This is a genomic window from Cobetia sp. 3AK (assembly GCF_029846335.1).
Classification (GTDB): Bacteria; Pseudomonadota; Gammaproteobacteria; order Pseudomonadales; family Halomonadaceae; genus Cobetia; species Cobetia marina.
This window is the reverse complement of the sequence record NZ_JARWKR010000004.1, coordinates 346,328-358,336: the sequence shown is the minus strand read 5'-3', so window position 1 is coordinate 358,336 and position 12,009 is coordinate 346,328. Positions and strand designations below refer to the sequence as shown.

The 12,009-nt window shown below is 61.0% G+C and carries 10 protein-coding genes; 9 read left to right on the top strand and 1 reads right to left on the bottom strand.

The window, feature by feature from the left end:
- The first annotated feature begins 48 nt into the window (after window positions 1–48).
- The 6 genes from QD228_RS08110 to smrA all read left to right on the top strand — a co-directional run bounded on the left by QD228_RS08110 (window position 49) and on the right by smrA (window position 6,416).
- A complete protein-coding gene (locus tag QD228_RS08110) occupies window positions 49–1,347 on the top strand; it encodes a YihY family inner membrane protein (RefSeq protein ID WP_077376561.1) in 1,299 nt (432 codons plus the stop codon).
- A gap of 358 nt (window positions 1,348–1,705) precedes the next feature.
- On the top strand, window positions 1,706–2,833 hold the full coding sequence (gene potA, locus QD228_RS08105) for a spermidine/putrescine ABC transporter ATP-binding protein PotA (protein ID WP_077376558.1): 1,128 nt from the start codon (window positions 1,706–1,708) through the stop codon (window positions 2,831–2,833).
- On the top strand, window positions 2,830–3,711 hold the full coding sequence (potB, locus tag QD228_RS08100) for a spermidine/putrescine ABC transporter permease PotB (protein ID WP_279875049.1): 882 nt from the start codon (window positions 2,830–2,832) through the stop codon (window positions 3,709–3,711). The genes potA and potB overlap by 4 nt, the downstream gene beginning before the upstream one ends.
- A complete protein-coding gene (gene potC, locus QD228_RS08095) occupies window positions 3,708–4,490 on the top strand; it encodes a spermidine/putrescine ABC transporter permease PotC (RefSeq protein ID WP_077376552.1) in 783 nt (260 codons plus the stop codon). The genes potB and potC overlap by 4 nt, the downstream gene beginning before the upstream one ends.
- Window position 4,491: 1 nt before the next feature.
- Entirely contained in the window at window positions 4,492–5,568 is a 1,077-nt protein-coding gene (locus QD228_RS08090) for an extracellular solute-binding protein (protein ID WP_205632690.1), read from the top strand.
- Window positions 5,569–5,774: 206 nt separating this feature from the next.
- The gene (smrA, locus tag QD228_RS08085) at window positions 5,775–6,416 is read left to right on the top strand and encodes a DNA endonuclease SmrA (protein WP_308483181.1); all 642 of its coding nucleotides are present in this window, start codon (window positions 5,775–5,777) and stop codon (window positions 6,414–6,416) included.
- 142 nt (window positions 6,417–6,558) lie between these two features.
- On the opposite strand, the gene QD228_RS08080 is transcribed toward smrA, so the two are convergent.
- Entirely contained in the window at window positions 6,559–7,086 is a 528-nt protein-coding gene (locus QD228_RS08080) for a hypothetical protein (RefSeq protein WP_084208710.1), read from the bottom strand.
- Between the two features lie 267 nt (window positions 7,087–7,353).
- Between QD228_RS08080 and betT the strand changes: the two genes are divergently transcribed.
- The 3 genes from betT (at window position 7,354) to QD228_RS08065 (ending at window position 11,754) form a co-directional block, all read left to right on the top strand.
- Window positions 7,354–9,375, top strand: coding sequence for a choline BCCT transporter BetT (betT, locus tag QD228_RS08075; RefSeq protein WP_077376546.1), 2,022 nt, complete (start codon window positions 7,354–7,356; stop codon window positions 9,373–9,375).
- A gap of 428 nt (window positions 9,376–9,803) precedes the next feature.
- Window positions 9,804–11,204, top strand: coding sequence for a BCCT family transporter (locus tag QD228_RS08070; RefSeq protein WP_279875048.1), 1,401 nt, complete (start codon window positions 9,804–9,806; stop codon window positions 11,202–11,204).
- On the top strand, window positions 11,098–11,754 hold the full coding sequence (locus QD228_RS08065; RefSeq protein WP_279875087.1) for a BCCT family transporter: 657 nt from the start codon (window positions 11,098–11,100) through the stop codon (window positions 11,752–11,754). Before QD228_RS08070 ends, QD228_RS08065 begins: the two co-directional genes overlap by 107 nt.
- Window positions 11,755–12,009: the final 255 nt, after the last annotated feature.

The window sequence follows — 12,009 nt, the reverse complement described above, 5'->3', positions numbered from 1 at the left end:
TGATTCCTGACGGCAGCTTCACATCAGGGATGCATTGTAGAGGGGCGCATGAGAATGCCACAACTGCCACAACTCAAGCGGATGACGCCTGCCATCGGGGTCGTCCTCAAGCTGGTCTCACGTTTCAACTATCACGATGGCAAGAAGACTGCCTCCGCCTTGACCTATACCACCCTGTTCGCGGTGGTGCCTCTGATGACGGTGATCTATTCGATGTTCGCCGTCATCCCGAGCTTTGACGGTGTCGGGCAGCAACTGCAGACCACCGTCTTTGCCCAGTTCCTGCCCTCCACCGGCGAGACGGTGCTTGAGTACCTCAATGAGTTCTCGGGCCAGGCTCGCAATCTGACCTCCGTGGGCCTCATCTTTCTGTTCGTCACCTCGGTGTTGATGATGATCACCATCGAAGGGGCGTTCAATGCCATCTGGCAGGTACCGGAAGGGCGCAAGGGGCTGTCGAGCTTTCTGATGTACTGGGCGGTACTGACACTCGGGCCGCTGATGCTGGGGTCCGGTTTCCTGCTGTCTTCCTATCTGACTTCGCTGTCGTTCTTCGATTCAGCGGCCTCGATGCTGGGCGGCAAGGCGGTATTGCTGCGCCTGTTGCCACCATTGTTGAGCGCGGTGGCCTTCACCTTCATCTACGCCGCGGTACCCAATTGCAAGGTGCGCCTGCGCGATGCGGCCGTGGGAGCGGTGACGACAGCTCTGGCACTGGAACTGGCCAAGGCCGGGTTCTCGTTCTACGTCACGCAGTTCCCGTCCTATCAGGCCATCTATGGTGCCTTCGCGGCAGTGCCACTGTTCCTGCTGTGGGTCTTCCTGTCCTGGTGCATCGTGTTGCTGGGGGCGGAAGTGGCGGCCTGGATGGGGGAACGCTCCAACGCTGACTGGCATCGCTGGCCACCGTTCTGGCAGACCCTGGGGGCCGTCATGCTGCTCAAGGATGCGCATGAACGGGGCGAGCCGCTCTCGGATGACAGCCTGACCGAGGTATTGGGCAGCCGCTATCGTCGTGTACTCAAGCCCTTGATTGAGGAGAACATCGCCAGCCAGACCCAGGATGGTCAGTGGGTGCTGGGACGTGATCTCAATCACTATACGCTCTGGGAGCTGGCGCGAGCGCTGCCCTGGGATCTGCCGGCAGGCGAGGCCGGCGAAGCGCCGCACCCTCGTCTGGAGCCGTTGCGAGAAGCGTTGGCTCAGGCGCGTCAGGCCGAGAAGGAACGCATGGACTGTGGGCTGGTGGAGGTTCTGCCCAGTGTCGGTGAGGTCGAATCTGGCTCTGCCCACACCGGCGACCCCCTTCCGACGAATCCGTCATCCACCTCCTCCATGGCGACGTGAGTTGTCCCTGGATGAATGCGAGATGACAGCAGGCCCTCGAGTGGGCAGAATGCGCACCTCACGACCTGCCTGAGGCTGGAGGATGCAAGCTGCCAGGCAATGCAAAAGGCCCGACTCCGGTACGGGCCTTTTCATGTTTCGTCGCTCAGGATTTGTTGCCGCGCGCATCGCCATGACGGCATGGACAACGGCTTGCATGACCGCCGTGGCGCAGCGGCGAAGATCCTGAGCTGGACCTTCTGCGTGCAGGTCGCGCAGGAACCGAAGAAGACTCGACAGTGTGGCGCGTCATTTCCGGCGCGCCATTTCATGTATCAGGGAGACGCGCGCGTTTCCCGCTGGAGGTGACCCCCTGCCGATGAATAGCTCTGCTCCTGAGACGACCCCACTGGTCAAGTTGCGCTCCATCACCAAGACGTTTGGCGAGCGCAAGGTGCTCGACAGCCTGGATCTGGATTTGAAGGATGGTGAGTTCGTGACCCTGCTAGGCCCCTCAGGGTGTGGCAAGACGACCGTACTGCGCTTGATCGCAGGCTTCGAGGATCCTGATGCGGGTACCATCACGCTCGAGAACGCGGCATTGCAGCACACGCCTGCGCACCTGCGTCCGGTCAATACCGTCTTCCAGAGTTATGCGCTGTTTCCGCACATGAATCTTTACGACAACGTGGCCTTCGGGTTGCGCATGGAGAAGGTGCCCAAGGCCGAGATCCACGAGCGTGTGCGTGAAGCGCTGGAAATGGTGCAATTGGCGCATCTGTCCGACCGTCGTCCGGACCAGCTCTCCGGTGGCCAGCAGCAACGTGTCGCCATTGCCCGCGCCGTCATCAAGCGCCCGCGTGTCCTGCTGCTGGATGAGCCGCTCTCGGCATTGGACTACAAGCTGCGCAAGCAGATGCAGAATGAACTGAAGCGTCTTCAGCGCCGTCTGGGCATCACCTTCGTCTTCGTCACCCACGATCAGGAGGAAGCGCTCTCCATGTCCGATCGTGTGGTCGTGATGCGGGAAGGGGGGATCGAGCAGATCGGCACGCCGCGTGAAGTCTATGAGTCGCCGAGCACGCTGTTCGTGGCGCGTTTCGTCGGCGAGATCAATCAGCTGGCGGCACGCGTCGAGCGGCCTTCGACAACGCCGGGGCGCATCCACGTCGAGGTGCTGGGAAAGTCGCTGGAACTGAGCAGCCACGGCCGCGAATACCTGGGTGGCGAGGCGGTGCAGGTACTGCTGCGCCCGGAGGACATGCGACTCAAGTCCGCCGAGGACAGCGAAGGCTTCGCGGCCCGTGTCATCGAGCGCAACTACAAGGGCATGACGCTGGATACGGTGCTGGAGCTCGACAGTGGCCAGCAGCTGCTGGCCAGCGAGTTCTTCGATGAGGATGATCCGGACTTCGATTATCGCCTCGGTGAGCGCGTCAAGGTCAGCTGGGTGCCGGACTGGGAAATCATCCTGCCGGATGATGCCCCCGTGGAGGCGGGGGCATGAGTGTGGTGCGCAATCCCTTCAAGACGGCCACGCTGACCATCATCTGGGGCTGGCTGATCGTGCTGGTACTGGCGCCCACCTTGCTGGTGGTAATGGTCAGCCTGATGCCCGAGGGCAGTGGACAGCTACTGAGTGGCGACATCTCGCCTGCCACGCTCTGGCAGGGCTTGCTGACCAATTACGGCCAGATGATCAGTCCGGTCTATCTGGGAGTGTTTGGCCATTCGCTGTGGATCGGCCTGGTCACGACCCTGATCTGCCTGGTGCTCGGGTATCCGTTCGCCTGGATGATCTCGCGTGCCAGCCCCCGGATGCAGCCGCTGCTGCTGCTGCTGGTGATCATCCCGTTCTGGACCAACTCGCTGATTCGCATCTATGCCCTGCGCACGCTGATCGCGACTCGTGGGCTGCTCAATGATGTGCTGATGACTCTGGGGCTGATCGATACTCCCCTGCGGCTTCTGTATACCGAGGAGGCGGTGATCATCGGGCTGGTCTACATGCTGTTGCCCTTCATGATTCTTCCGCTTTACGCGGTGTTCGAGCAGCTCAGCCGTCCGACCCTGGAGGCGGCACGCGATCTCGGCGCCAATGGTCTGGCCACCTTCCGTCATGTGGTGTTGCCGCTGACCATGCCCGGCATCATCGCCGGCGTGCTGCTGGTGTTCCTGCCGGCGATGGGCATGTTCTATGTGTCGGATCTGCTGGGTGGCTCGCGTCATCCCTTGATCGGCAACATCATCAAGGGACAGTTCCTGGAAGCCAACAACTGGTCCTTCGGGGCGGCCATCAGCGTGATGCTGACACTGGTGATGGCCTTCCTGCTGCTTGCGTATTACCGCAGCGTCAAGCTCTTCAAGCGGGAGGTGACACTATGAGCCTGAGCCGCCCCCTGCGCGTGTTCAGTCGTTGCTACATGACGCTGATCTTCACGCTGCTGTATGTGCCGATCCTGGTGTTGATCGGGATTTCCTTCAATGATTCGCGCAATCCGTTCCTCTGGGGTGGCTTCAGTCTGCGCTGGTACGACAAGCTGCTGGGCAACGCCAATCTGATGGATGCTGCGCTCAATACCCTGTGGCTGGGCGTGACGGCGGCGACTCTCGCCACGCTGATCGGCACCCTGACCGCCACGGCGCTGTACCGTTATCGCTTCCGGGGAAAGCCGCTGCTCAACGGCATGCTGTTTACCGTGATGATGATGCCGGACATCGTGATGGCGATCGCGTTCCTGGCGCTGTTCATCGCCCTGGGCATCCAGCTGGGCTATCTCTCGTTGCTGGTCTCTCATGCCACCTTCTGTCTGCCCTTCGTGGTGATCACGGTGTATTCGCGCCTGTCGGGGATCAATCCGCAATTGCTGGAGGCCGCACGTGATCTGGGGGCCAGCGAAGCACGAGCCGTCTGGCATGTGCTGGTGCCAGCGTTGATGCCGGCGATAGCCTCGGGTTGGCTGCTCAGTTTTACCCTGTCATTGGACGATGTCGTGATCTCGACCTTCGTCACCGGTCCGACCTTTGAAGTACTGCCGCTGCGTATCTATTCCATGGTGCGCCTGGGGCTCAAGCCTGAAGTGAATGCACTGGCAACTCTGCTGCTTGGATTGTCACTCTGTCTGCTGGTGATTTCCCAGTGGTTGATCAAGGAGAAAAAATAACATGCAAGGTTCCCGTTTCCCGCTGCGCGCCGCTGGCCTGATGGCTGCCGTCAGCCTGGCATCCGTGGCGACATCCGCCCCCGTTCTGGCTGCGGATGACAGCGACAAGGTGCTCTACGTCTACAACTGGACGGAGTACATGCCCGATGAGGTCATCGAGCGCTTTGAAGAACAGACCGGTATCGATGTCATCTACTCCACCTTCGATTCCAACGAAGCGATGTACGCCAAGCTGAAGCTGCTGGACAGCGACAACAGCTACGATCTCGTCTTCCCGTCGACGTATTACATCGACAAGATGGCGCGCGAGAATCTGCTGCAGAAGCTGGATGTCAGCAAGCTCAGCCATTTCAAGGATCTCGATCCCAACCTGGTCGACCGCGACTTCGACAAGGGCAATCAATATAGCGTGCCTTACATGTGGGGCAGCGCCGGGATCGGTTACAACCCGGACTATGTCGAAGAGGGCGCGCTGACCAGCTGGAACGATCTGTGGGATGACAAGTATCGTGACAAGCTGCTGCTCTCCAATGACATGCGCGAGGTCTTCCATGTCGCGCTGGCAAGCCTGGGCTACAGCGGCAATACCACGGACCCGGACGAGATCAAGGCAGCCTACGAGAAGCTGACCGAGTTGATGCCCAATGTTCGCGCCTTCAACTCCGATGCGGCGCGTGTGCCGTTCATGCAGGGCGAGGTCGATGCCGGTCTGATCTGGAACGGTGAGGTCTACCAGGCCAATGAGGAAGGCGTACCGGTGAATTACGTCTATCCCGAGGAAGGCATCATTCTGTGGATGGACACCATGGCCATCCCGTCCAATGCGCGTCACGTCGATGCGGCCTATCAGTTCATCGATTATCTGATCAGCCCGCAAGTCAGCAAGGAGATCAGCGAATACGTGGGTTACACCACGCCGAGCCTTGCCGCCAAGGAGATGATGGACCCCGAGGTGCGTGACAACCCGGTGGTCTTCCCGACGCAGCAGGATCTCGCACGTGGCGAGTTCCAGACCGATGTCGGCGATGCGCTGTCGATCTATCAGAAGTACTGGGAACAGCTCAAGACGGGTCACTGATCCCGTCGTGACGCCAGTCGTGTGAACGCACGAATTTGGCATGGACGCTTGAGCTTGGCTGACGCCCCGAGGCATTCTCTGTCTCGGGGCGTCGTCGTTTGCGTCTTCTGCGCCCCCGGGTGGCCAACCATCGCCCCGGGCGCTGGCAGGTCTTGATGACGACCTGCTCCCTGATTGCCACGTCCTGGTGAAGACTGGAGGGTGCCATGTCACGTTTTTCCCCTGCAATGATGTCGGCAGCGCATTCGCGCGAGATCACCCCTGATGAAGCGGATGCGCTGTTCAGTCGTGAGATGCAAGGTGTTGCTCCTCTGACGCGTGGCAAGGATCGCGCGGATGTGGCCACGGGGCCCAGGGCACCGAGCGAAGCACAGCTGGCCCGTCGGGAAGAGGCCCAGAAGGCGCTGGGCAATGAGCTGGATGGGTTGTCAGACAGTTACGTGGAGCATCTGTCGCCGCATGATCCGGTCGAGTATCGGCGTGATGGCATTCAGGTGGGCGTGCTGGACCGTCTGCGTCAGGGCGGCTACCCCCCGGAGGCACAGCTCAATCTGATGCGTCGGCCCTTGATCGAGTGTCGTCGAGAGGTCCATCGCTTCATTCAGGATGCCTGGGGCAGTGAATTGCGCTCGCTGCTGGTGATCCATGGCAAGGGGCGTGATGGCGAATCGCATGCTGCCTTGATTCGCTCCTACCTGGTGCATTGGCTGCAACAGATGCCGGAGGTGCAAGCCTGGAGCAGTGCTCCGCAGCGTCATGGTGGCCTGGGGGCAACGCTGGTGATGTTGCGCAAATCCCGTGCGGCGCGTGACAACAACCGCGAGCGCCACCAGAAGCGTCGCGGCTGACGCTTCGCGCTTCAAGGCTCACGACACAGGACTCACGGCACCAGGCCTTCAGGTCTTCCGCGAGCAGGCAAGCAAAGGCCCGCCACGATGAGGTGGCGGGCCTTTTTGCATGCATGCGGAGGGATGACTCGCGCCGGCTGACTTATTGCACGCTGTAGCCGCGTCCGCTGAAGCAGGCACTCAATGCGCGACGATAGGTGTCGGCATTGCCAGCGGTCACCGGCGGGGCGGCGGAATTGGCATCCGCGCCACTTTCCTGATTGGCCCAGCGATGGCACTCGTAGCGATCCCTGGCCTGCTGGTCCTGGCTCTGCCCCTTGGAGGGATAGGCGATGACATCCACCGCGGGGGCGGAGAGCGTCGCCGGAGCAGGGGCCTGGACCGGCAGGTACTGTTGCTGGCTGGCCTCCCAGAGGTAATAGGTGCCCGCCGCCAGGTAGTAGAGAGTGGCGCCAACCCAGATGCCGCGAGCGCCTGCCGGCAGTCCATGCCCGTGGCCGGGGCCGCCCGGGGCCCAGCGTACCAGCGGCCCAGGGCCACCATGCCCGATGAAGATATCCGGGCCATCCAGACGTGGGTGCCCCGGACCGGCCATTGCCGATGCGGCCGGCAGGGCAGTCAACAGGGCAAGTGACAGCGCGAGGCCGCGCGTGGATCCTTTTCTGCTCATGCATTCAACTCCTCTGCATCAATCCGTCACGCCGATTATGCGCCTGCCGCGCTCGTTCAGTGTGCAAGCAACCCGCAAAGAAATGATATCTGATGATGTCGTGATACCCCGCAATGGCGTGTCCATGGCGTTGGGCGTGTTGCCATCAAGTGGTATTATCCGCGCCGCCATTGATGACGACTTTTCATTATGGATATGCGCGTTGAGGCAGCCAGGGGACATCAAGTGCCCACGCTGTCTCGCCAATACACCCACTAGGAAATGCCCATGCGTTCAACCCCTGCTGCGGGTGGCGGAGAGCCCGGCAAGGAGTCTCGTTCAGGCCTGTTTGCCAAGGTCAATCCGCCAGTCTTCTTCTGCGCCAACGCCATCATCCTGCTATTGGTGATCTTCACGGCAGTGTTCTCGGACACGGCCATGTCGGTATTTGACTCGGTCCAGCATTGGATCACCAATACCGTCAGCTGGTTCTATATCCTGTGTGTCGCGATCGTTCTCATTTCCGTGATCTATGTCGGTTTCTCGCGCCACGGCGAGATTCGTCTTGGTCCGGATCACTCGCTGCCGGACTACAGCAACGTCACCTGGTTCGCGATGTTGTTCTCGGCTGGCATGGGCATCGGACTGATGTTCTTCGGTGTCGCCGAACCGGTGATGCATTTCCTGAATCCGCCGACCGGAACCCCTGAAGAGGTGGAGACCGCGCGCGAAGCGATGAAGCTGACCTTCTTCCACTGGGGACTTCACGCCTGGTCCATCTATGCCATCGTCGCGCTGATTCTGGCCTACTTCAGTTATCGCCATGAACTGCCGCTGACGTTGCGCAGCGCGCTGTATCCGCTGATTGGTGAGCGTATCCATGGGCCGATCGGCCATGCGGTGGACATCTTCGCCATCGTCGGCACCGTCTGCGGGGTTGCCACCACGCTGGGCTACGGCGTGGCACAGGTCAACGCCGGGCTCTCGCACCTGACCGGCATGCCCAACAATGACTGGACCCAGGTGGCGATCATCGTCGTGATCACCGGCCTTGCGACCATCTCGGTGGTGACCGGGCTCGACAAGGGCATCCGCATCCTGTCCGAGGTCAATCTCGGGCTTGCCGTCGTGCTGTTGCTGTTCGTGTTGCTGCTCGGGCCGACCGCCTTCCTGCTCAAGGCCTTCGTGCAGAATTCCGGTTTCTACATGGCCGATATCGTCGGCAAGACCTTCGAACTCTATGCCTATGAGCCCAACGACTGGATCGGTGGCTGGACGCTGCTGTACTGGGGTTGGTGGATGTCCTGGTCTCCGTTCGTCGGCATGTTCATCGCGCGTGTCTCACGCGGTCGCACCATCCGGGAATTCGTGATCGGCGTGCTGTTCGTGCCGGCCGGCTTCACCCTGCTGTGGATGACCATCTTCGGCAACACGGCCATCTCGATGATCATGGAGCAGAACGTCACGGCGCTGGTCGATACCGTCAACGACAACTATTCGCTGGCCCTGTTCACCTTCCTCGAGCAGCTGCCGCTGGCGTCCATCACCTCGGTGATCGCGCTGGTGATGGTCATCGTGTTCTTCGTGACATCCGCGGATTCCGGCTCGATGGTGGTCGACATGCTGGCCTCCGGCGGGCGGGAAGATACCCCGACCTGGCAGCGTATCTACTGGGCCTTCGCGGTGGGCATTCTGGCGATCGTCCTGATGCTGGCCGGTGGGCTGGGCGCACTGCAGACGGCCACCATCGCCACTGCCTTGCCGTTCGGGATGATCCTGCTGGCGTCGATCTTCGGGCTGCTGCGCCAGCTCAATCTCGAGTCCGTCAAGCGGCGTTCACTGTCCGTCAACACGGCAGCGGCGACCCCGATGGGCGAGAAGGGCAACTGGCGCAAGCGTGCCCAGCACCTGATGAGCTTCCCGACGCGCGCCATGGTGCGGGGGTTCCTGCGCGGTACCGTCGCGCAAGGCATGCAGGAGCTGGCGGAAGAGCTGCGTGGTCAGGGACTGGAGGTGGAAGTCACCATCAGTCGTGATCGCGTCTACTTCAATGCGCGCCATGGCGAGGAAGATGACTTCATCTACGGCGTGCGCATTCGCTCCCACCTGCGTCCGGACCTCAATCTGGATCAGGAAGACGAGGGCGATGAAGAGGATTACTGTCGTGCCGAGGTCTTCCTCAAGGAAGGCGGCCAGTCCTATGATCTGATGGGCTACAGCAAGGACCAGGTGATCAATGATCTGCTCGAACAGTACGAGCGCCATATGCACTACCTGCACCAGCTGCGCCTGACCCAGTCTGCCGGCTGACAGCGAGTCTCTGCGCGAGACCGTCAGACCCCAAGCCCCCGTGAGTTGACTCGCGGGGGCTTTTGTCTGTCTGGATGAGCCGGACTGGATAGTGCATCTGTCGAGAGACCGTGACCTGAGGCCTCGTCTTCTCAGCTCAGGCATTAGCTCTGCTTATCCAGGCGACGTCGAGATCTTATTTGTCTCGCGAGCAGGGGCCCTCTAGCATGGATTCTTCCCACAAAGTCGTATACCGGCGGGGGCCAGATGACATGCCGTGGTGGTGTCTCCTGCCAGGGTTCTCGCCCATGACTGACCGAAGGTGAACGCGATCTGCCCGCAATGTCGCCATGACGCCTGAGGTTCCCTGAGCCCCAGTATCCGCTGTCATGAACCACGATACCGGTGTCATGAACAACGATAATAAAAACCCGTCACGAGGTAGAAACATGCTGAAAGGAAAGGAACTGGATGCACTGATCGAGCAGCGAGGTGTCTTGAAGGGACTCAACTCGACGCTCGGTATCACCGCGATCACCATGACCGTGTTCTTCATTCTCTATGCGATTCTGTTGGGCAAGACGGCCAGCGATCAGTTTCTGGGTATCAAGTCCTGGATAGAGAGCACCCTGGGCTGGTACTACGTGCTGGTCATGTTCTCGACCTTCGTGGTCTGTCTTTACGTGATGTGTTCGCGTGTCGGCAAGATCCGGCTGGGGCGTGACGATGAACGCCCGGAGTTCAGCAATTTTGCATGGTTCTCGATGCTGTTCGGCTGCGGTACCGGCGCGGGCATGCTGTTCTTCTCGATGTCCGAGCCCATGATCCATTTCGCGAGTGACTGGAGCGGGGGCAATCCGTTTCTGAGTGCTGACATCAAGGCGGCCGTCGCCGTCTTCTTCGAGGCCAAGCAGGCCGCCCTGGCGAGTGGTCTCATGCCGGGGGACGAAGGCTTCCCGGTGCCTGACAGCCGCGTCGCGGAAGCGGCGGCCGGTGGCATCAAGCTCACCGTCTTCCACTGGGGGACGATCGCCTGGGCCATGTATGCCATCGTCGGACTGTCACTGGCCTATTTCGCCTTTCGCAAGGGCCTGCCGCTCTCGATGCGCTCGGCCCTCTATCCGCTGATCGGCAACCGTATCTACGGGCCCATCGGACATACCGTCGACATCCTGACCGTGTTCGGCACCATTTTCGGCATCGCCACCACGCTCGGCCTGGGCGTCGAGCAGATCGGCTCCGGCCTGATGTCACTGGGCCTCATCGAAGAGAAGTCGCGGATGGTGACCGTGGTCTCCATCCTGCTGATCAGCGCCATCGCCACTCTGTCAGCGACCAGCGGCGTGGCACGTGGCATCAAGCTGCTTTCCACCTTCAATACCTGGGTATGCCTCGGCATCCTTGCCTACTTCCTGCTGGTGAGCGATGCCAACTATCTGATCGCGAGCTCCATCACCGCGCTCGGGGATTACCTCACCGATGGCGTTTCGATGACACTGTGGACGGCGCGCACGCCGGACGAGCGCATCTGGCAGGGCGGCTGGACCATCTTCTACTGGGGCTGGTGGATCGCCTGGGCCGGATTCGTCGGCATGTTCATTGCGCGCATCTCGCGCGGCCGAACTATCCGTGAATTCATTCTCGGGGTGATGGTGATCCCCTCCATCGTGGCGCTGGTCTGGTTTGGCGTCATCGGCTCGGCGGGCATCTATCAGTCCCTGTACGGGGCCGACATGGGCATCTATATGGCAGGGCGGCTGGACCATCTTCTACTGGGGCTGGTGGATCGCCTGGGCCGGATTCGTCGGCATGTTCATTGCGCGCATCTCGCGCGGCCGAACTATCCGTGAATTCATTCTCGGGGTGATGGTGATCCCCTCCATCGTGGCGCTGGTCTGGTTTGGCGTCATCGGCTCGGCGGGCATCTATCAGTCCCTGTACGGGGCCGACATGGGCATCTATACGGCTGCGGTCACCAACTGGGACTACGCCGGAACCCTCTACCACTCGTTCGAGGTGCTCACGCCCGGCATCGCCGCGACCGTAGCCAAGGTGGCGGCGCTGGTCGTGGTGATCATCTTCTTCGTCACGTCTGCGGATTCCGGCACCCTGGTGCTGGGACGCCTGTTGGCCTTCGGTCGTCGTCCTCCGGTTCAGCAACGCATCATCTGGGGCATGATGCTGGGCGCAGTGACCTTGATCCTGCTGTTGCTGGGGGGAGATCAGGCGCTCAAGTCCCTGCAGGCTGCCTCGATCGCCGGCGCCTTGCCGTTCACCTTCGTGTTGATCGCCATGATGATCGGGTTGTTGAAATCGCTGCGCGAGGACGGCGAATCGATGATCGAGAACGAAGAGCATATCCGCAAGATGATCGAGAACGAGGTCCGCGACCTCTCTTGAGTTGCCTGTTCCTGACGTGCGCGCCAGACGTATGCGCCTGACGTGTGCATCCGGTGTGCAAGACATGAGGCCTCTGCCCTCTGGGCAGGGGCCTCGTTGTTTCTTGCGTTTAGATGAGAAGGCGAGGTCTCGCTCATCCATGTCAGCGATTTTCCGGCTTTAGGTCAGGGCTGTTTCCTGCTTGGGCTCAGGGCTGTTTCCTCCTTGGGCTCAGGGCTGTTTCCCTGCTCCAGAGCCAGCCTGCGCATGTCACCA